The sequence below is a fragment of the Streptomyces sp. NPDC050145 genome (assembly GCF_044460245.1).
Classification (GTDB): Bacteria; Actinomycetota; Actinomycetes; order Streptomycetales; family Streptomycetaceae; genus Streptomyces.
In genome coordinates, this window is the sequence record NZ_JBITJS010000013.1 from 1 (window position 1) to 19,339 (window position 19,339).

17 protein-coding genes and 1 riboswitch are annotated in these 19,339 nt (G+C 72.4%); of the genes, 1 reads left to right on the forward strand and 16 read right to left on the reverse strand.

What is annotated here, in order from left to right; all coding sequences use genetic code 11:
- Positions 1–177: 177 nt before the first annotated feature.
- The 9 genes from ACIBTU_RS25180 to ACIBTU_RS25220 form a co-directional block, all read right to left on the reverse strand.
- Positions 178–1,476 (reverse strand): class I SAM-dependent methyltransferase, encoded by a 1,299-nt coding sequence (locus tag ACIBTU_RS25180; protein WP_399128675.1) that lies wholly within the window; start codon positions 1,474–1,476, stop codon positions 178–180.
- A 217-nt stretch (positions 1,477–1,693) separates the two neighbouring features.
- Positions 1,694–3,085 carry an NAD(P)/FAD-dependent oxidoreductase gene (locus tag ACIBTU_RS25185; RefSeq protein WP_399128676.1) on the reverse strand — a complete coding sequence of 464 codons (1,392 nt, stop codon included), beginning with the start codon at positions 3,083–3,085 and terminating at the stop codon, positions 1,694–1,696.
- Positions 3,086–3,524: 439 nt separating this feature from the next.
- Entirely contained in the window at positions 3,525–4,469 is a 945-nt protein-coding gene (locus tag ACIBTU_RS25190; RefSeq protein WP_399128677.1) for an exopolyphosphatase, read from the reverse strand.
- Positions 4,466–5,002 (reverse strand): DUF501 domain-containing protein, encoded by a 537-nt coding sequence (locus ACIBTU_RS25195; RefSeq protein ID WP_399128678.1) that lies wholly within the window; start codon positions 5,000–5,002, stop codon positions 4,466–4,468. The genes ACIBTU_RS25190 and ACIBTU_RS25195 overlap by 4 nt, the downstream gene beginning before the upstream one ends.
- A gap of 74 nt (positions 5,003–5,076) precedes the next feature.
- Positions 5,077–5,574 (reverse strand): septum formation initiator family protein, encoded by a 498-nt coding sequence (locus ACIBTU_RS25200; protein WP_399128679.1) that lies wholly within the window; start codon positions 5,572–5,574, stop codon positions 5,077–5,079.
- 98 nt (positions 5,575–5,672) lie between these two features.
- Positions 5,673–6,953 (reverse strand): phosphopyruvate hydratase, encoded by a 1,281-nt coding sequence (eno, locus tag ACIBTU_RS25205; RefSeq protein WP_399128680.1) that lies wholly within the window; start codon positions 6,951–6,953, stop codon positions 5,673–5,675.
- 497 nt (positions 6,954–7,450) lie between these two features.
- Positions 7,451–8,137 (reverse strand): transglycosylase family protein, encoded by a 687-nt coding sequence (locus tag ACIBTU_RS25210; RefSeq protein ID WP_399128681.1) that lies wholly within the window; start codon positions 8,135–8,137, stop codon positions 7,451–7,453.
- A gap of 4 nt (positions 8,138–8,141) precedes the next feature.
- Positions 8,142–8,350: riboswitch (cyclic di-AMP (ydaO/yuaA leader) on the reverse strand.
- Positions 8,351–8,485: 135 nt separating this feature from the next.
- Positions 8,486–9,526, reverse strand: coding sequence for a transglycosylase family protein (locus ACIBTU_RS25215; RefSeq protein ID WP_399128682.1), 1,041 nt, complete (start codon positions 9,524–9,526; stop codon positions 8,486–8,488).
- Between the two features lie 180 nt (positions 9,527–9,706).
- On the reverse strand, positions 9,707–11,110 hold the full coding sequence (locus tag ACIBTU_RS25220; RefSeq protein ID WP_399128683.1) for a PLP-dependent aminotransferase family protein: 1,404 nt from the start codon (positions 11,108–11,110) through the stop codon (positions 9,707–9,709).
- 62 nt (positions 11,111–11,172) lie between these two features.
- Between ACIBTU_RS25220 and ACIBTU_RS25225 the strand changes: the two genes are divergently transcribed.
- Positions 11,173–11,787 (forward strand): YitT family protein, encoded by a 615-nt coding sequence (locus ACIBTU_RS25225; protein ID WP_399128684.1) that lies wholly within the window; start codon positions 11,173–11,175, stop codon positions 11,785–11,787.
- Here the strand turns inward: ACIBTU_RS25225 and ACIBTU_RS25230 are convergent.
- The 7 genes from ACIBTU_RS25230 to ACIBTU_RS25260 form a co-directional block, all read right to left on the reverse strand.
- A complete protein-coding gene (locus tag ACIBTU_RS25230; RefSeq protein WP_399128685.1) occupies positions 11,720–12,919 on the reverse strand; it encodes a Cmx/CmrA family chloramphenicol efflux MFS transporter in 1,200 nt (399 codons plus the stop codon). The two genes, ACIBTU_RS25225 and ACIBTU_RS25230, sit on opposite strands and share 68 nt — an antisense overlap.
- A 209-nt stretch (positions 12,920–13,128) precedes the next feature.
- The gene (locus tag ACIBTU_RS25235; protein ID WP_399128974.1) at positions 13,129–14,355 is read right to left on the reverse strand and encodes a cytochrome P450; all 1,227 of its coding nucleotides are present in this window, start codon (positions 14,353–14,355) and stop codon (positions 13,129–13,131) included.
- 23 nt (positions 14,356–14,378) lie between these two features.
- Positions 14,379–15,371: a nucleoside triphosphate pyrophosphohydrolase gene (locus tag ACIBTU_RS25240; RefSeq protein ID WP_399128686.1), complete on the reverse strand. Its 993-nt coding sequence runs from the start codon at positions 15,369–15,371 to the stop codon at positions 14,379–14,381.
- Positions 15,372–15,404: 33 nt separating this feature from the next.
- Positions 15,405–16,073, reverse strand: coding sequence for a rhomboid family intramembrane serine protease (locus ACIBTU_RS25245; RefSeq protein ID WP_399128687.1), 669 nt, complete (start codon positions 16,071–16,073; stop codon positions 15,405–15,407).
- Positions 16,074–16,343: 270 nt separating this feature from the next.
- Positions 16,344–17,009: a SurA N-terminal domain-containing protein gene (locus tag ACIBTU_RS25250; RefSeq protein WP_399128688.1), complete on the reverse strand. Its 666-nt coding sequence runs from the start codon at positions 17,007–17,009 to the stop codon at positions 16,344–16,346.
- 139 nt (positions 17,010–17,148) lie between these two features.
- On the reverse strand, positions 17,149–18,675 hold the full coding sequence (locus tag ACIBTU_RS25255; RefSeq protein WP_399128975.1) for a protein kinase: 1,527 nt from the start codon (positions 18,673–18,675) through the stop codon (positions 17,149–17,151).
- A 5-nt stretch (positions 18,676–18,680) separates the two neighbouring features.
- Complete coding sequence (locus ACIBTU_RS25260) at positions 18,681–19,328, reverse strand: hypothetical protein (protein ID WP_399128689.1); 648 nt, start codon at positions 19,326–19,328, stop codon at positions 18,681–18,683.
- Between the last annotated feature and the right edge of the window lie 11 nt (positions 19,329–19,339).

Sequence of the window (19,339 nt, forward strand, 5' to 3'; positions counted from 1 at the left end):
CTATCCGTTCGCCCGCACGCTCTGGCCCCGGCCCGGCGCCGCCCCCACCCGCACCGTGCGGCCCGAGGACCCGGTCGCCGCGGACCACGTCGTGGGGGGGGGGGCGGGGGGGGGCCCCCCCCCCCCCCCCCCCCCCCCCCCCCCCCCCCCCCCCCCCCCCTCTTCTGTGTCCGGGCGCTAGTTCCAGGTGCGGGCCCGCAGCGGCATCCCCGACGTCCCGTTGTCGGGGGTCTTCACGGCGAGGATCTGGTTGACGCCGATGCGGTTGCGCTCGAAGCTCAGGGCGCACGCGGCCATGTAGAGGCGCCAGATGCGGGCGCGGCCGGGGCTGACCAGCCTCTGGGCCTCGGGCCGGCGGGCCTCCAGGTTGCGCACCCACCGGCGCAGCGTGAGGGCGTAGTGCTCGCGGATGGCCTCGACGTCGCGCACCTCGAACCCGGCGCGTTCCAGGAGGCCGGTGGTGGAGCCGACCGGGGCGAGTTCCCCGTCGGGGAAGACGTAGGCGTCGATGAACTCGTCGACGTGGTACTCCGATTCGTCGAGCTGGGGTCTGCGCGCGATCTGGTGGTTGAGCAGCCGCCCGCCGGGCTTCAGGAGCGCGTACAGGTCCTGGGCGTACTCGAGATAGCGCTCGGCGCCGACGTGCTCGGCCATGCCGACGGAGGAGATGGCGTCGTACGGGCCGTCGCGCACGTCGCGGTAGTCCTGGACGCGGATCTCGACGCGGTCGGTGAGGCCCTCGTCGGCGACGCGCTTCCTCGCGTAGGCGGCCTGCTCCTGGGAGAGGGTGACGCCGACGACGGTGGCGCCGTGCTCGCGGGCGGCGTGGACCGCCATGGAGCCCCAGCCGCAGCCGACGTCGAGGAGGCGGGTGCCGGGCTTCAGGCCGAGCTTGCGGGAGACGAGTTCGAGCTTGTCGCGCTGGGCGTCCTCGAGGGTGGCGTCCGGGCTCTCCCAGTAGGCGCAGGAGTAGACCATGGAGGGGCCGAGGACGAGGGAGTAGAAGTCGTTGCCGACGTCGTAGTGGTGGCTGATGGCCTTCTTGTCGCTGCCCTTGGTGTGCCGGTGGAGGCGGCCGGTGCGGCGCATCTCCTCGGCGGGCGGCGCGGGCGGCGGGAAGGGGCCGGCGAGCTTGACGAGCTCGGCGACGGCGGAGCGCACGGCGGGGTCCTTGAGGGCCTCGGCGAGGCTGCGGCGCTCGTCCTCGGGGCGCTCCCAGATGAGGTCGGACAGGGCGTCGAGCAGCTCGTACAGGTCGCCCTCGACGTCGAGGTCGCCGGCCACCCAGGCGCGGGCGAGGCCCAGCTCGCCCGGCTTCCACAGCAGGCGGCGCAGGGCGCGGCGATGGCGTACGACGAGGACGGGGGCGTCCGGGGGCCCGGCCTCCGAGCCGTCCCAGGCGCGCAGCCGCACCGGGAGTTCAGCGCCGACGAGCTTTTCGGCGAGGTTCTTCAGCCGCTGTGCGGCGTCCTGCATGGCGCACACCTCCGTGAAGCGGGGGTTCCCGGAACGGACCGCGATGGACGGTCCGGCACTTACGTAAACACCACGTACCCGGTACGGCAGTCCCGTCTCCGCGTCACGGATGGGCAAAATGCATGTAGCCGCCACGTAAACCGGTACGAAAACGCCCGAAGGGGCCGCCCGCACCACGGATGGCGGACGACCCCTTCGGGCGTGAACTACCGGCGGGTCAGGAGGCCTTGGCCTTCTCCTCGACCTTCTTCTCCTCGGCCTTGGCGGGAGCCGGGGCCGGCTTGGCGGCCTCGTAGAACTCCTCGCGCGGGGTCTCGAGGGCACCCAGCGCGGTGATGTCGCGCTTCTGGAACATGTTGATCGTCCACTCGGCGATCACACGGGTCTTGCGGTTCCAGGTCGGCATGGCCAGACCGTGGTAGCCACGGTGCATGTACCAGGCGAGACGGCCCTTGAGCTTGATCTTCATCTTGCCCATGACGATCATCGCGACGCCCTTGTGCAGGCCGAGACCCGCGACCGCGCCCTTGTTGCTGTGGCTGTACTCCTTCTGCGGGAAGCCCCGCATGCCGGAGACCACGTTGTCGCCGAGGACCTTGGCCTGGCGCATGGCGTGCTGCGCGTTCGGCGGGCACCAGGCGTTCTCGTTGCCCGCCTTGCGGCCGACGAGGTCCGGCACCTGGGCGTTGTCGCCCGCGGCCCAGATGTAGTCGCTGCCCTGGACCTGGAGGGTCGCCTGGGTGTCGACGTGGCCGCGGGGGCCGAGCGGCAGGCCGAAGCGGGCCAGCGCCGGGTTCGGCTTCACACCGGCGGTCCACACGATCGTGTTGGCGTCGACCTCGAGGCCGTTGCTCAGCACGACGTGACCGTCGACGCAGGAGGGCATGGTGGTCTTCAGGTAGACCTCGATGCCGCGGGACTCCAGGTGCTTGCGGCCGTAGGCGCCCAGGTCGGGACCGACCTCGGGGAGCACCTTGTCGGCGGCGTCGACGAGCACGAAGCGCATGTCCTCGCGCTTCACGTTCTTGTAGAACTTGGCCGCGTCACGCGCCAGGTCCTCGACCTCACCGATCGTCTCGGCGCCCGCGAAGCCGCCACCGACGAAGACGAAGGTGAGCGCCTTGCGGCGGATCTCCTCGTCCGTCGTGGACTCGGCCTTGTCGAGCTGCTCGAGCACGTGGTTGCGCAGGCCGATGGCCTCCTCGACGCCCTTCATGCCGATGCCCTGCTCGGCGAGGCCGGGGGTCGGGAAGGTGCGGGAGACGGCGCCGAGCGCGATCACCAGGTAGTCGAAGGGCACCTCGTACGCCTCACCGACGAGCGGCGAGACCGTGGCGACCTTGCGGTCCTGGTCGATGTTGGTCACGCGGCCGGTGAGAATCTCGGCGCCCGGCACAGCGCGTCGCAGCGGGACGACGACGTTGCGCGGCGAGATGCTGCCGGCGGCGGTCTCGGGGAGGAAGGGCTGGTACGTCATGTACGAGCGCGGGTCGACGACCGTGACGGTCGCTTCCGCGTATCGCATCTTCTTGAGGATGCGACGCGCTGCGTACAGGCCTACGTACCCACCCCCGACAATGAGGATCCTGGGACGCTCCGTGGTGCTCATGCCATCGAGTATCCACCCGACTGGAGGGGGTCGCTCGTGCGCCCCTTCACAAGGTTGGGCGGGGGCTCTGCTACACTGCGCCGCCCACGTGACCCATGTCATGGTCCCCGAGGGGAACCACGGGGTGCCGCCGGTCGTTGCTCACCCCCTTTGAGCAGCCACGGTGAGCCCCCCAGGGCGATGGACCACTTACCGGTCCCGCCCCACCGCCCGCCTCGGAAAGCAAGGCATTCACTCGCTCCCAGAGGCGTTTGGCCTCCCCGAACGGGCCTATGGGCCCGAAACCGCGCCCAACGGGACCGAAATCCTTGTGAAGAAGTTCACGAACTTTCTCGAAGAGGGGTCGTCGGGGCGTGTCGGGGCGCTCGTCCGAGCGCTCGGGAGACGCCCTGAACGCTCGGTTGAGCCCCTCGTGGAACGGGCCGGGTGCGGCCTCGTCTCAGGCCACGCTCCAGGCGATGCCGTCCAGAATGTCGTGCTCCGAGACGACGACCTCGCGGGCCCCGACGTGCTCCATGATCAGCCGCAGGACGAGCGCGCCAGAGGCGATGACATCGACCCGTCCCGGGTGGATGACCGGCTTCAGGGCGCGCTGGTCGTGCGTCGACGTCAGCAGCCAGTCGGTCAGCTCGGCGACCCGCTCGTAGGAGATCCGCGCGTGGTGGATCGCCGTCCAGTCGTACTCGCTCAGGCCGAGCGCGAGCGCGGCCACCGTCGTCACCGAACCGGCGAGGCCGACCAGCGTGCCCGCCTCGTCGATCGGGACCGAGCCCGCCACCAGGTCCAGGGCCGCCGCGATGTCCTCGCGGATCGCCTCGATCTGGGCCGGCGAGGGCGGGTCCGTCACCGTGCCGTCCACGCCCACGAGATGACGCTCGGTCATCCGCACGCAGCCGATGTCCACGGAGCGCGCGCCGCGCACCGCGTCGTCGCCCACGACGAACTCGGTGGAGCCGCCGCCGATGTCCACGACCAGGTACGGCCGGTCCAGGTCGGCGCGGCCGGTGAGCTCCTTGGTCGCACCCGTGAAGGAGAGCTGCGCCTCCTCGTCACCGGTGATGACCTCGGGCTCGACGCCCAGGATCTCGACGACGCCCCGCACGAAGTCGTCCCGGTTCTCGGCGTCGCGCGAGGCGGAGGTCGCCACGAAGCGGAGCTTCTCGGCCCCGTGCTTCTTGATGATCCCGGCGTACTCGCGGCAGGCCGCGAAGGTCCGCTCCAGCGCCTCGGGGGCGAGCCGGCCGGTGCGGTCGACGCCCTGGCCGAGCCGCACGATCGTCATCCGGCGGTCCAGGTCGACGATCTCGCCCGTCTCCGGGTTCGCGTCCGCGACGAGCAACCGGATCGAGTTCGTACCGCAGTCGATGGCGGCGACGCGCGTCACTGGTCGTCCTCCTTCTCCCCGCACGGCGTCACGCACGGGCCCTTGCGCCACCACTCGGGCAGCATCGCGATGGCCTCGTCGCCCAGCGGGTTCACGCCGGGCCCGGCGACCAGGGAGTGCCCCACGAGCACGTGCAGGCACTTCACGCGGTCGGGCATGCCGCCGGCGCTGGGGAAGCCCTCCAGGACCTCGATGGCGTCACGGCGCGCGATGTAGTCCTCGTGCGCGGCACGGTACTTCGCCGCGAGCTCCGGGTCCGTCGCGAGACGCTCCGTCATCTCCTTCATCACGCCGTTGGCCTCGAGGGTGCCGATGGCGGAGGCGGCGCGCGGGCACGTCAGGTAGTACGTCGTCGGGAACGGCGTGCCGTCCTCCAGGCGCGGGGCCGTCTCGACCACGTCCGGGTTGCCGCACGGGCAGCGGTGCGCGATGGCCCGCAGACCGCGCGGCGGGCGGCCCAGCTGCTCCTGGAACGCGTGGATGTCGGCGTCCGTGGGCGTGGTGGGCTCGGTCTGCGGCGGAGGCGTTTCCATGACTGAGTTCGCGTCGTCTTTCGTCTACGGGCTTACGGGTGTGCGGAGGTGCGGTTCTACGGGTACGGGGGGCGTCAGCGGTCCGCGCGGTCGGCCTTGTCGACGCCGTCCCAGACGTTCGAGTACCAGGGGCGGTCGGCCTCGCCCTGTTCGGCGCGGCCGGTGGTGGTGGAGCGCGGGTCGGGCACGATGTAGCCGGTCTCGCCGGGCAGCACCAGGTGCAGGCGCTCGCGGATCCGCTGCTCCGCGTACGCGTCGTCCTGCCAGCGCGCCTTCTCGTCGCGCAGCCGGTCCACCCGCTGCTTCGCCTCCTGCTGCTTGCGCTGCTGGTCGGCGATCTCGCCGCGCTGGGACACGTACTGCCTTATCGGGTACGCGAGCGCGACGACGAGGGTGCACAGGACGAGGGCGAGCAGCGCCGCGCGGCCGGTGAGCCGGGAACGGCGGGCCTGCCGCTTGTTCTGCGAGCGGTACACGCGCTCGGCGGTCTGCTCGCCGAGGGCCCGCAGGCGGGTGGCCGTGGAGAAGCGGGCCGAGTCGAACTGGCCCCTGCTGCGGAGCTTTCCCGGCATCGGATCTCCCGCCTCCCCTTGCCTTCACGTGCGTACGTCCCCGCACACGGTACGGGACCGAGTGCGGGGACGTACGTAACTACCGCGTCGGCCGGTGATCAGCCCTTGAAGCGGGGGAAGGCGCTGCGGCCGGCGTACACCGCGGCGTCGTCGAGGATCTCCTCGATGCGCAGCAGCTGGTTGTACTTGGCGACGCGCTCGGAGCGGGCCGGGGCGCCGGTCTTGATCTGGCCGCAGTTGGTGGCGACGGCGAGGTCGGCGATGGTGACGTCCTCGGTCTCGCCGGAGCGGTGGGACATCATGCACTTGAAGCCGCTGCGCTGGGCGAGCTCGACGGCGTCCAGGGTCTCGGTGAGCGAACCGATCTGGTTCACCTTCACGAGCAGGGCGTTGGCCGAGTTCTCCTCGATGCCGCGGGCGAGGCGCTCCGGGTTGGTGACGAACAGGTCGTCACCGACGAGCTGGACCTTGTCGCCGAGCTTCGCGGTGATGACGTTCCAGCCGGCCCAGTCGTCCTCGAACAGCGGGTCCTCGATGGAGACGAGCGGGTACGCCGCGACGAGCTCCTCGTAGTACTCCGTCATCTCGGCGGCGGAGCGCTCCTTGCCCTCGAAGAGGTACTTGCCGTCCTTGTAGAACTCGGAGGCGGCGACGTCGAGCGCGAGGGCGACCTGCTGGCCGGGGATGTAGCCGGCCTCCTTGATGGCCTCGAGGATGAGGTCGAGGGCCTCGCGGTTCGAGCCGAGGTTCGGCGCGAAGCCGCCCTCGTCGCCGAGGCCGGTGGCCAGACCCTTGCTCTTCAGGACCTTCTTGAGGGTGTGGTAGACCTCGGTGCCCCAGCGCAGCGCCTCGGAGAAGGACTCCGCGCCGATCGGGGCGATCATGAACTCCTGGATGTCGACGTTGGAGTCGGCGTGCGACCCACCGTTCAGGATGTTCATCATCGGGACGGGCAGCAGGTGCGCGTTCGGACCGCCGAGGTAGCGGAACAGCGGAAGGTCGCTGGCCTCGGAGGCGGCGTGCGCGACGGCGAGCGAGACGCCGAGGATGGCGTTGGCGCCGAGGGAGCCCTTGTTGTCGGTGGCGTCCAGGTCGAACATGGCCTGGTCGATCAGGCGCTGCTCGGTGGCGTCGTAGCCGACCAGCTCCGGGCCGATCTGCTCGATGACGGCGAGGACGGCCTTCTCGACACCCTTGCCCTGGTAGCGGTTCGGGTCACCGTCGCGGAGTTCGATGGCCTCGAAAGCGCCGGTGGAGGCGCCGGACGGAACAGCAGCACGACCCGTGCTGCCGTCGTCGAGGCCGACCTCGACCTCGACCGTGGGGTTGCCTCGGGAGTCCAGGATTTCCCGGGCTACGACGACGTCGATGGACGGCACGAGCATCTCCTTCTGGGATGTGACGCGGAGTGTGCGGGGCCGCGGTGCGCGGTTCCGCATGGCTTGAGCCTAACCGCACGCGGGCCATCGGCCAGCCGACCGCCCGTCTCTTGGACTCTGCCGTGAGCGAAATGTTTCCGACGGGAACAAATACCGCCGGTGGTTGGCCGGTGAACGGTTCCTTCGGGGGTGGGTCGGATTCGTCGCGGGCTGCGGGCCGGTGGGGCTTCTCGCGCAGTTCCCCGCGCCCCTGAGATGCGCACTTCGTGCGCGATCTCATCGGGCGCTTGCTCATCGGGGAAATGCGACCCGAAGGGTCTGCATTTCAGGGGCGCGGGGAACTGCGCGACCAGCCACGACGGTGGCGCGCACGGGAACGCGCAGGACCTCCCACCCCCTGATCCGGGGGCGGGAGGTCCATGCCAGCGAGCGGCCAGCGACTCGGCGTCCGCCGATGCCGAGTGCGGGAGCGCGCTCCCCTATATAAGGGGTGCGGCTTACTTCAGGTGGAGCTGCTGACCCGGGTAGATCAGGTCCGCGTCCTGAACGATGTCGTCGTTCAGCTTGAAGAGCTTCTGCCAGGTCGTGTGGTGCGCCTCGGCGATCTTGCTGAGGGAGTCACCCTTCTTGACCTTGTACTCGCCGTCGCCCTTGGCGACCTTCTTGCCGGTCGGCGTGGTGACGGTCTTCTTCGGAGCGGCCTTCGGGGCCTGACGCTCCTGCGAGCGGTTGGCCGGCTGCTCGGCCTTGCGCTCGGGCTGCGGCTGGGTCTGCTGCTGCTCGGCGGGGGCCGGGGCCGGGTTCGACGTCGAGGCGCCGGACAGGCCGACACCGCAGGACGGCCAGGCGCCCTTGCCCTGGGAGGCGAGGACCTTCTCGGCGACGGAGATCTGCTGCGCCTTGGAGGCCTGGTCGGCGGTGGAGGCGTAGGCGGTGCCGCCGTACGCGGCCCACGTGGAGGACGAGAACTGCAGGCCGCCGTAGTAGCCGTTGCCGGTGTTGATCGACCAGTTGCCGCCGGACTCGCACTGGGCGACGGCGTCCCACTCGGAGGCGGTGGCGGCGGAGGCGCCGGTGGCACCCATCAGCGGAACGGCGACGGCGGCACCGGTGACACCGGCGAGCGTGGCGACACGGACGGCCTTGGACGGGCGGCGGTGCTTGCCCTTGCTGGAGAACAGCATGGAGAGATCCCCTCACCGACGCCTACGAGGTGAGCTGTCGGGTTCGGGCCAGTGAGTGCCCGGCCGCGCAACCTAGTGCGCGGCTTAACCCCAAGCCGTACCGGAGTATCGCTTTCCGGACGGCGCCTACCTTGGGTCCCCCGCTCCTGCCCACGGCGCTGACGCGTCGACTGTTCCCGTACGGAGGTTGGCAGGATTCGGCGTGACATCCGTCGGGGCCCGCTGTGGCGAGCGGTCAGACCGTACGCAGCCGATCCGGCGGTTTTCAAAGCGGATCAGGCCCTTTGAGACCCATCTCTCACTTTCGCCAAATCGGACATTCAGACAGCAACCCGCCCTGAACTCCCGCTACTTTTCGCCCGATTCGAGCCCAAGATCCAGACTCTGACCAGGAAGGATGAGGTCAGGGTCGGAGCCGACCTCCTTCTTGTTGAGCTGGTACAGCTCGGCCCATCCGCCGTCCACGTTCTGCGAGTCGGCGATGTCCCACAGGTTGTCGCCGGCGCGCACCGTGTACGCGTCGCCGTCGCGCCGGTCGTCACGGGAGGCGTGACGGCCCTCTCCGGTACGGGAGTCGGCGGTGTCGTCGGAGGCCTGCCCGCCGCGGTGGCGGCCCGCGCCGGAGTCCTCGGAGGCGGGGTCGGAGGCGGACGGGGAGGCGTCCGGCTCGCCGGAGCCCTTCGACTCGTCCGGGGAAGTGGAGGCGCCGGAGCCGGACTTGTCCGTTTCGCCCTTCGTGTCGCCTTCGTCCGACGTCGCGCCGTCCGAGGGCGAGGCGCCGGTGCCGTCGCTCGGCTCGTCGCTCGCCTTGCCGTCGGGTTCGTCACCCTTGGCGTTACCGGAGGTATCCCCGGAGGCGTCACCTGACGGGGTGTCCGAATTGCCCCCGTCGTCGTGATTCTTCTCTCCGTCGTCGGCGTTCGAGTCCCCACCGATGCCGAGGAGACCGCCCGACGAGCCGCCGAGGACCGGCGGCGGCGTGCTCGCCCCGGGGTCGACATCGGCCGAGCTGTCGCTCTTGGAGAGGCCCGCCGTGATGGAGCAGCTCGGCCAGGCGCCGGGCCCCTGGTCGTCGAGCACCTTCTCGGCGACGGATATCTGCTGCGAGCGGCTCGCCTGGTCGGCGCTCGGCGCGAAGTCGAGCCCGCCGTACTGCTCCCACAGCTCCTGCGAGAACTGCAGCCCGCCGTAGTACCCGTTACCGGCGTCGAGACTCCACTGGCCACCGCTCTCGCACTCGGCGAGTCTGTCCCAGGCCTGGGTCGTGGCGGCGCTCGCGTTGGACGCGGCGAGCAGCGGAATCGCGATGGCGCTGCCGGCGACACCGGCGGCGACGACGAGAGCAGGAGCCTGACGAGGGCGACGGTGACGACCGTTCCCGGAGAGCATGCGGATGCCTTTCGCGAGACTGATGCTGCGCCCGCGACGGGTGTCGCGGGTGCGACGGACGGTGCCGACGCGATGGGTTGTGAACGTAGCGGGACTCGAACGCTTGTCACAAGTCGATGCAGCGGAGATCACGTGAAAGTCACAGCTTTGACGGTCCGTCAGTTCTGACCCGGCCGCACCTCACGCGGTGGGCGCCGGAACATGGTGCCCGAACGCCCCGCGGGCCACCGCGTCCCGGGCCGCCGCGAGCCGCTCCACCCCCTGAACCAGCAGCTCAGGAGGCAGCGTGAAAGGCAGTCGGACATGCCGCTCGAAGGCCCCGCCGACCCCGAAACGCGGCCCCGCCGCCACCGTCACACCATGGTCCGGTGCCACCGCCGCGAGCCGCGACGCGACCGGCCCGGGAAACCTCGCCCACAGCGTCAGACCGCCCGCGGGACACGGAACTTCGACCTCCGGAAGCCTCTCGCCCAGCTCCCGCACGAGCACCGCCCGCCGCGACCGCAACTCCCCCAGCGCCTCCGGCCGCCGGGTCCGCCGCTCGTCGAGCAGCACCGCCGTCGCGAGCTGCTCCAGCACCGGCGTGCCGAGATCCGTCACCGGCCGGTTCCTGACCACCCGTTCGAGCAGCGCGGGCCGTGCACGGATCCAGCCGATCCGCAGCCCGCCCCACACGCTCTTCGACACGGACCCCACACTGACCGCGTCCGGCACCCGCGCCGCCAGCGGCTCCGGACCCACCGCGTCCGGCGCACCGTCCAGCGCCAGATCGGCCATCGTCTCGTCGACCACCGTGAGACACCCCGGCCGCAGCTCCCGCCGCACCCCGGACGGCATGCACAGCCCCGTCGGATTGTGGAAGTCCGGCACCAGATACGCCAACGCCGCGTCCCGCGCCGCCGCGCGCCACTGCGGCACGTCCCACCCGGAAGGCGTCAGCGCCACCGGCACCAGCCGCGCCCGAGCCTCCGTGAACAGCCGGATGGCGTGCGGATACGTCGGATGGTCGATCAGCACCTTGTCGCGCGGCGCCACCAGCGTCCGGGTCAGCAGCGCCAGCGCGTGCTGCGCCCCGTTCGTGACCATGATCTGCCCCGGCGTCGTCGGCAGCCCGCGCCGCCCGTACCAGTCCGCGACCGCCGCCCGCAGCTCCCCCACGCCGTACGGGTCGTAGCCGTGGCGGCCGAAATGGTGCGGCAGCCGCCGCAGGGCGCTCGCGAACGCGGCGTGCAGGATCTCGACCGGCGCCGCGGGCGCCGCGACCGACAGGTCCACCGCCTCCGGGTCCGTCCGCTCCGGCACCCGGCCCGACGCCTCGTCGGGCAGCCGCACCGTCGCCCTGGCCCGCGAACGCGTCGCCAGATACCCGTGCTCGGCCAGCGTCCGGTACGCGGCACCGACCGTCGTCCGGCTCACCGCCAGCGCCCCGGCCAGGTCCCGCTCGCTCGGCAGCGCCGCGCCCAGCGCGATCCGGCCGTCCAGGATCAGCAGCCGCAACCGGTCGGACAGCCGCCGGTGCCCGGGCCCCGGCCCCTCCTGCCAGTCCCCGACCATCTGCGCCACCGCGTACGAACCGACCTTCATCGGGCCAGCGTAGGCAATCTGGCTATGGATCCAGGGACCAGATGCTCCGGAAGCTGAGCCTCATGCCCGCACCCTCCCCTCTTTCCCTCCGCGCCCGCCCCGGCCGCCGCGTCCCCCAACTCCTCCTCGGCCTCGTCGGCTACGGCGCCGCCGTCATGCTGCTCGTCCGCTCCGGACTCGGCGCGGCCGGCTGGAACGTGCTCACGGAGGGCCTCTCGCTCACCCTCGGCCTCAGCTTCGGCTGGACCACGAACCTCATCTCCCTTCTCGTGCTGCTCGCGTGGATCCCCCTGCGGGAGCGGCCGGGCCCCGGCACGCTCCTCAACATCGCGCTCGTCGGATTCGCCGCCGACGCCACCGCCGCGCTGCTGCCCGACCCGCACGGCACGGCCGCCCGGATCGCCTACCTGCTGTGCGGGCTCGTCGCGCTGGCGTTCTTCGACGCGCTCTACCTCGGCGCCCGGCTCGGACCGGGACCGCGCGACGGCATCATGACCGGCCTCGTCCGGCTGACCCGGCAGCCCGTCGCCGTCGTACGCACCGGCATCGAGGTCACGGTCGCCGGCACCGGCTGGCTCCTGGGCGGAACGCTCGGCGCCGGCACCGTCGTCATCGCCCTGGGTCTGGGACCGCTCGTCGGCTGGTTCCTGCCGCGGGTGACGGTCCCGCTGCCCTGAATCCCGTACGCCACGCCGGCGCGAGCGCCAGCGCCGCCGCCACCAGCGCCCCGCTCACCCAGAACGGGCCCAGCTCCCCCGCCCCCGTGCCGAGGGCCGCCGCCGCGAGGAACGGACCCGTGGCGGCGCCCACGTTGAGGGACGCCGTCGCGTAGGCCCCCGCGAGCGTGGGCGCCGCCTCGGCCGCGTAGAGGACACGGGTGATGAGGGTGCTGCCGACGCCGAAGGAGAGGGCGCCCAGGACGAAGGTCAGAGCGAGCACGACGGACGGACGGGAGGAGAGCAGCGCCAAGGCCGGCCAGCCCACCAGAAGAAGGGGACCACCGACGGCGAGTACGCGACCGGGCCGGCGATCGGCGAACCGCCCCGCCACCGTGACGCCCACCAGCGAACCGAGGCCGAACAGCACCAGCGTGACGGGGACCCAGAGGGCGCCGAGTCCGGCCGGGCCGGTCACGACGGGGGCGAGGAAGGTGAAGCTCGCGAAGGTCGCCGCGTTCACCAGCGCCGCGAGCAGCATCACGAACAGCAGCCGGGGCCCGCGCAGTTGGGCCAGTTCGGAGCCGAGCGGTGCCGCGGGGGCCGGGGCCAGGGGCGGGAGGCCGCGCAGGACGCCGAGCGCCGCCGGCACACAGAGCAGGGCGACGGCCCAGAACGTGGCCCGCCAGCCGAGCAGCGCACCGAGCACCGCCCCGCCGGGTACCCCGACCACGGTGGCCAGGGTCGTACCGGAGAGCAGGACGGCGAGCGCGCGCCCCTTGCGGTCGGGCTCCACGAGCGCCGCCGCCGTCGTCAGGGCGACGGCGAGGAACCCGGCGTCGGCGAGCGCCGCGACCGCACGGGTCACGAGCAGCACCCCGAAGTCCGCGGTGAGCGCGCCGACGGCGTGCGCCGCCGCGAACACGAGCAGCGAACCGAGCAGGACGGTACGGGGCGGCCTCCGGCGGGTCAGCACCGCCATGACCGGCGCGCCGACCGCCAGACCGGCCGCGAACGCGGTGGTCAGCAGCCCGGCGGCACCGACCGGGACGCCGAGACCGGCGGCGATGTCCGGCAGGAGTCCGGCGAGCATGAACTCCGAGGTCCCCATGGCGAAGACCGCCAGGGCCAGCAGATAAAGAGGAAAGGGCATCGAGAGGCTCCGGGTGAGGAGAGGGACGTGGACGTCTTCTCGTCACCGCGGTCAGCACCCGAGGGGGCGTGTACTTACGCGATCACCGGTTCTCGGGGCTGACGGCGTGACCGACAGCCCCCGACCTGTCCGACTCGGGACTCGACATGCCCCGCACGCTACCGGTCCGGCTCCCGCCGGGTCACCCGGATTCTCACCGGGCCTTCCGTCTAGAGGTCCCGGGGCTCGAAGGCGACCGGCAGCGTGCGCAGGCCCCGCATGATGAGCCCGCCGCGCCAGCGCAGTTCGGCCGGGTCGGCGGCCAGGCGGAGGTCGGGCAGCCGGGTCAGCAGGGTGGCCAGCGCGGTCTGGCCCTCCAGACGGGCCAGCGGTGCGCCCAGGCAGTAGTGGATGCCGTGCCCGTAACCGAGGTGCTGGTTGTCGGTGCGGGAGAGGTCGAGGGTGTCGGGTTCCGTGAACCGCTCCGGGTCGCGGTCGGCGGCGGCCAGCACGACGAGCACCGGGTCGCCGGCCGCGATGTCCTGGCCCCCGATGCTGAGGGGCTCGGTGGCGAAACGCCAGGTGGCCAGCTCCACCGGGCCGTCGAAGCGCAGCAGTTCCTCGACGCCGGTCTCCAGCAGGCCGCGCTCCCCCGCCGCGATCGACTCCTGGAGGCGGGCGCGCTGCTCGGGGTGGGTCAGGAGCGCGTACGTTCCGTTGCCGATCAGGTTGACCGTGGTCTCGAAGCCGGCGAACAGCAGGATGAACGCCATCGCCGCGGCCTCGTTCTCGGTGAGGTGCTCGCCGTGGTCGGAGGCGCGGATCAGACCGGAGATCAGGTCGTCGCCGGGATCGTTGCGCTTGCGGTGGATGAGTTCGGCCAGGTAGCCGCGCATCTTCTTCACCGAGCGGGCGACCCCGCCCCGCGGACCCCCGCCGTGCCGGATCATCATGCCCGCCCAGTCGCGGAAGTCGTCCTGGTCCTCGCGGGGCACGCCGAGGAGGTCGCAGATCGCGTAGATGGGGAGGGGGAAGGCGAAGTCGTGGATCAGGTCCGCCTCGCCCTTGGCCGCGAAGCGGTCGATGAGGTCGTCCGTCAGTTCCTGGACGCGGGGGGCGAACTCGGCCACGCGGCGCGGGGTGAAGGCCTTGGAGACGAGGCGGCGCAGGCGGGTGTGGTCCGGGGGGTCGATGTTGAGGAGATGGGTCATCAGCTCGGCCTTGCGCTCGCCGGGGATGCCCGTCTTGCCCTTGGCGTGGGAGGGCTCGTCGTGGTGCTCCGGGTTCTTGCTGAGCCGCTGGTCGGCGAGGGCCTGGCGGGCGTCCCCGTACCGGGTGACCAGCCAGGCCTCGACCCCGCTGGGCAGGGTCGTGCGGTGCACGGGGGCGTGCTCGCGCAGCCAGGCGTAGGCGGGGTACGGGTCGCTCGCGAACTCCCAGGTGAAGAGTTCGGGCATCTCGGCGGGGGTGGGGCTCTGGGTCACCCTTCGACCGTATCCGGGAGTCCTTCGGCGGCGCGGACCGCGTCGCGGTAGGCGCGGGCGGCGGCGCGCAGGGCGGCTTCGGGGTCGACGCCGTCGGCCTCGGCGCGCAGGGCGAGGGCGAGGAGTTCGTAGCCGACGCCGGTGCCGGTGGGCAGGGGCACGTCGAGTCCGGCGGTGCGGACGCGGGAGCCGAGCTTCGCGGCGAGGGCGAGGCCGGGCTGGCCGACGGGGACGCCGTCGGTGACGGAGGCGCGCTGCTTGGCCTCGCCCTTGCGGCGCAGCCAGATCTCCCGGACCTCCTCCGGCGTGGCCGCGCTCTCGTCGCCGAAGACGTGCGGGTGGCGGTGGATGAGCTTGGTGACGATGCCCCCGGCGACGTCGTCGATGGAGAAGGGCTCGTCGTCGCCGGTGGCCTCCTCGGCGATGCGGGCGTGGAAGACGACCTGGAGGAGGACGTCGCCGAGTTCCTCGCGGAGTTCGTCGCGGTCGTCGGTCTCGATGGCGTCGACGAGTTCGTAGGCCTCCTCGATGGCGTACTTGGCGAGGTCCTCGTGGGTACGCAGCTTCGACCAGGGGCATTCGCGGCGGATGCGGTCCATGACCTGGACGAGGTCGAGGAGGCGGGCGCCGGGGAGGTCGTAGGAGCCGGGGAGCAGTTCGAGGGACGGCATCTGTTCGCGGCCGGAGCCGGCGAGGGTGGCGAGGCCGTCGGTGAGGCGGCGGTCGCCGTCGGCGGTGGCGAGGACGACGACGGTGCGGCCGCCGTCGGCGCACCGGTCGACGAGCTCGCGGGCGGTGACGGTGGTGAGCCGGGGCTCGACGCCGGCTTCCTTGAGGTAGGGCAGCTGCGGGTGGCCGGGGTCGGCGCACAGCACCTCGTCGGCGGCGCGCAGCACCTGCCAGGCCTGCCAGGACAGGAGTCCGGGGGCGACGCGGTGGCTGGTGGTGAGCAGGACGATGCGGCCGGCGGTGCTGGTGGTGTCGTTCACGGTTCGAACGTAACGCAGGGCGCCGGGGTCCGGTCAGGCCGCCAGGGGTCGGCGGGCGGGGAGGGCGAGTCCGGCGCCCAGGAGGGAGCCCATGAGGAGGCCGACGCCGTGGTTGTTCGTCAGCAGGCACAGGACGAGGCCGGCGAGGGGGACGAGGGGTGCGGTCCGGCGCAGGAGGGGGTCGGTGCCGCGCAGCGCGTACCAGGTGGCGAGGGCGCCGACGAGGCCGCAGATCGCGACGGAGTCGCCGCCGCCGGTGGGGCTCCAGCCGGACATGCTGACGGCCTGGGCGGTGACTCCGCTCAGGAGGAAGACCATCAGCGTGCGGACGGGGCCGAAGTGGCGTTCGGCGACGGGGGCGACGGCCGCGAGGGCGGCCAGGTTGAACAGGAGCTGGAACCAGCCGGAGGACTGGACGAGCAGCGCGGTGCCGGCGCGCCACCAGTCGCCGTGCGGCTGTCGCTCCAGCGCGTCGATCAGGCCGGGCGCGGCGAGCTGGGCGATGCCGAAGGCCACCATCACGGTGACCAGGAGTGCGGCGGCCCACGGGAGGGGCCGCCGCCATGCCCTCAGCAGCGCCTGCGGCGGCGCGACCTCCCGGGCGTCCCGGTCGCCGAGGACCGCGATCGCCGCCAGGACCCGTACGCCGACCACGACGACGACGGCCGCGCACCCGTAGAGCGCCACGCTGTGCAGATTCATGCGGGAAGCCTGTCAGAAGGGGTGCGGAGTCGGTGCGGGGGCGCGCTGCGCGTCTGCCGGGGGGGGCGCGGGTTCGGCGTCTGCGGCTCCGGTGGGGCTTCTCGCGCAGTTCCCCGCGCCCCTGAAATGCAGACCCTTCGGGTCGCATTTCCCCGACGGGGTGCTGCCCCTATGGAGATCGCGCACGAAGTGCGCATCTCCAGGGGCGCGGGGAACTGCGCGAGAAGCCCCACCGGCCCGCACCCGGACGACCCGCGGAGCGCGCCGCGTTTACGCCGGCTGTGTCGCCGGCTGCTTGGTCACCTGGTTCAACCAGGGCACGCGGGCGTCGGTCGACTTGTTGCCCTTCGCGTCCCAGGTGCCGTAGCGGGGGTTGAGCGAGACGCCGAGTTCCTTGGAGGCGTCGGCGAGGGCCTTGGCGAAGGCGGCCTGGCCCTGCGGGGTCTGCGGATCGGCGCCGATCGCCTCGATGAGCTTGCCGGCCTCGACCTCGCTGCGCATGGCCTCGGTGAGCCGCTGCGGCGGGATGTTGAACTGCTGGAGGAACGCGGCCTCCAGCTGCTCGGCACCGCCGACCTGCTTCTCGTACTCGGCGCGCTTGGCCTGGGTCTCGGCGCGGGTGACGGTGACGCCCGCGTCGGTGGCGGCGCGGTGCAGGACGCGGGTGCGCACCATCGCGTTGAGCGTGCTGCGGGTGAGGGGGCCGCTCTGGGCCACCGCCTGTCCGTACTGGGTGTCGCCGCGGGTGGCGGCCTGCTGGGCGTCGCGGACCTCGGTGACGCGGGCGTCCAGCTGGGAGACGGTGATGCGCTGGCCGCCGACGACGGCCGCGGCACCGGGGTGCGCCTCGTTCCCGCAGGCGGTGAGGAAGGGGGTCGCGGCGAGTGCGGCGGCGGACAGGACGAGCGCGGTGCGGCGGCTGTTGCGGCGGTGCAAGGTGGGCCTCCCTGCGAGCAGTTTGTGCTTCGGTGCACAAAGTCCGGCGTTGATCGATGTTAGGCAGTGACCGCTTGCTCGGCCACCTATTCGACAACGATTCGCCGGGAGTTGGGGCACTGAACTCCGCCCGGGCGGGTCAGCCGCGCACTTGTCCGAGCCATTGCAGGGTGCGGCGGACCTCGCCGGGGAACGGGTGCGCGGGCCCGTGGAGGCGCTCGGCGTCGTGCAGGAGACGCACGAGGGTCTCCTGCGCGGCGCCCCGGTCGCCGACGGCGAGGAGCAACTGTCCGATGCGGCGGCGCACTTCGAGGGCGAGCCGCATGTCGGTGGTCGCGTACTGGTTCTCGTAGTACGGGAGGAGGGAGCGGTACTCGGCGAGGGCGGCGGCCGGTTCGCCGAGGGCTTCGAGGCACTGGGCGACCTCGTAGCGGAACTGGAGGGACTGGGGGTCGGCGTGGCCGGCCTCGGCGGCGCGCTCGTCGGCGAGGCGGCGCAGCTCGGGCAGGGCGCGGCGGTACTGGCCGTCGTCCATGAGCGTGGCCGCGTACTGCTTGCGCAGGGTGCGGACGACGGGTGACTGCTCGCCGTGCTGGGCGGCCGCGGCGGGCAGGATCGCGCCGAGGATGTCGACGGCCTGGGTGATGCGGCCCTCGCCGAGCAGGCGCTTGACCTCGTCGACGGCGCGGGCGACGTCGGGGCGCTCGCCCTGGACGTCGGCGCCGGCCGGCCGGGGCGCGGGGGTGAGGGCGCGGTCGGGCCAGGGGGCGTGCGGGCGCAGGAAGGGGCGGGTGGGGTCGAGGGGCCGGCCGGTGGGGACGCCGCGGGGCGGCAGCAGCGGGAGCAGTTCCTCGTAGGTCTGCTGGGCGGAGGCGGGGCGGTGCTGCGGGTCCTTGGCGAGCAGGCGCAGGACGAGGCTCTCCAGCGCTTCGGGTACCTCAGGGCGCAGCTGGCGCAGGGGGACCGGGGCTTCGTAGAGGTGGCGGTGGAGGATGCCGAGGGCGGTGGTGCCGGCGAACGGGACGTCGCCGCTGAGCAGTTCGTGGAGCAGGACGCCGAGCGCGTACAGGTCGGTGTACGGGCCGACGGCGCCGCCCATGGCCTGCTCGGGGGCCATGTAGGCGGGGGTGCCGATGGGTGAGCCGGTGTGGGTGAGGCGGGTGGTGTCGGTGTCGAGGACGGAGGCGACGCCGAGGTCGAGGACGGTGAGGGTGCCGTCCTTCTTCACCATCACGTTGCGCGGCTTGAGGTCGCGGTGGACGATCGGCACGGCGTGGACGGCGGAGAGCACGGCGCACAGCTGGGCGGCGACGGACACGGCCCAGGGCCACGGGTACGGCGCGTGCTCGGCGAGGTGGTCGGCGAGGTCGGAGCCGTCGATGTACTGCATGACGAGGTAGAGGTCGCCGTCCTCGCTGCCCGCGTCGTGCACGGTGACGAGTCCGGGGTGGTCGACCTGGGCGGTGACGCGGGACTCGCGCAGGAAGCGGCGGCGCAGTTCCTCGGCCTCGGCGCCGGCGACGCGGTCGGGGCGGACGAGCTTGACGGCGACGCGGCGGTCGAGGCGCTGGTCGTAGGCGGTCCAGACCTGGCCCATGCCGCCCTGGCCGATGAGCGTGGACAGTTCGTACCGGCCGGCGACGACGCGGCCGCCGGTCGTGGGCAGTGCGGTCACCGGCCGCCGTCCTGCTGGCGCAGGTAGTCGCTCAGCTCGTCCAGCTCGGCGCGGACCTGGTCGATGCGGTGCGGGGTCTGGCCCTGCTCGGGCTGCGCCTGCGCCTGGGGCTGCTGCTGGGGCTGGGCCGGCGGCGGCGTCGGGTGGGAGTGCTGTGGCGTGGGGTGCTGCGGGGTCGCGCCGAGGGTCTGGTGCGTGGCGAAGCCGGTCTGGGACACGGTCGGGTGGGTGTACGGGGGCTGCGGCGCCGGCTGCTGCGCCACGGGCGGGTAGCCGTATCCGACGGTCTGGGCGGTCGGCGGGTACGGGGCCGGGAGCGGCGTCGCCTGCACGCGGCGCACGTCGAACACGACGAAGTACACGGCGGACGCGGCGCCGATGATCAGGATCAGGGCGAGCGCGACGTCCGAGCGCGTGTCCGCCTCGGGCAGCGAGCCGACGACCGCGAACAGGGCGAAGGTGACCGGCAGCGCGACGCTCGCGAGGACCCAGTCGAGGGTCCGCTTGCGCAGGAAGGCGATCCGGAACAGCGGGACCGAGGCGAGCAGGCCGCAACTGAGCACGGACAGTGCGGCGAACAGGACGCGCAGGGCGACGACCCCGCCATCGGTGCGCGGGGGCGGTGCGGCGCCGTGCCCGTACATAACTGCTCCTG

Excerpts from the sequence above, each read along its gene's own strand:
- ACIBTU_RS25180 (WP_399128675.1), bottom strand. The coding sequence starts at position 1,476 with ATGCAGGACGCCGCACAGCGGCTGAAGAACCTCGCCGAAAAGCTCGTC.
- ACIBTU_RS25185 (WP_399128676.1), bottom strand. The coding sequence starts at position 3,085 with ATGAGCACCACGGAGCGTCCCAGGATCCTCATTGTCGGGGGTGGGTAC.
- ACIBTU_RS25195 (WP_399128678.1), bottom strand. The coding sequence starts at position 5,002 with ATGGAAACGCCTCCGCCGCAGACCGAGCCCACCACGCCCACGGACGCC.
- ACIBTU_RS25200 (WP_399128679.1), bottom strand. The coding sequence starts at position 5,574 with ATGCCGGGAAAGCTCCGCAGCAGGGGCCAGTTCGACTCGGCCCGCTTC.
- ACIBTU_RS25210 (WP_399128681.1), bottom strand. The coding sequence starts at position 8,137 with ATGCTGTTCTCCAGCAAGGGCAAGCACCGCCGCCCGTCCAAGGCCGTC.
- ACIBTU_RS25215 (WP_399128682.1), bottom strand. The coding sequence starts at position 9,526 with ATGCTCTCCGGGAACGGTCGTCACCGTCGCCCTCGTCAGGCTCCTGCT.
- ACIBTU_RS25220 (WP_399128683.1), bottom strand. The coding sequence starts at position 11,110 with ATGAAGGTCGGTTCGTACGCGGTGGCGCAGATGGTCGGGGACTGGCAG.
- ACIBTU_RS25225 (WP_399128684.1), top strand. The coding sequence starts at position 11,173 with ATGCCCGCACCCTCCCCTCTTTCCCTCCGCGCCCGCCCCGGCCGCCGC.
- ACIBTU_RS25230 (WP_399128685.1), bottom strand. The coding sequence starts at position 12,919 with ATGCCCTTTCCTCTTTATCTGCTGGCCCTGGCGGTCTTCGCCATGGGG.
- ACIBTU_RS25235 (WP_399128974.1), bottom strand. The coding sequence starts at position 14,355 with ATGCCCGAACTCTTCACCTGGGAGTTCGCGAGCGACCCGTACCCCGCC.
- ACIBTU_RS25245 (WP_399128687.1), bottom strand. The coding sequence starts at position 16,073 with ATGAATCTGCACAGCGTGGCGCTCTACGGGTGCGCGGCCGTCGTCGTC.
- ACIBTU_RS25260 (WP_399128689.1), bottom strand. The coding sequence starts at position 19,328 with ATGTACGGGCACGGCGCCGCACCGCCCCCGCGCACCGATGGCGGGGTC.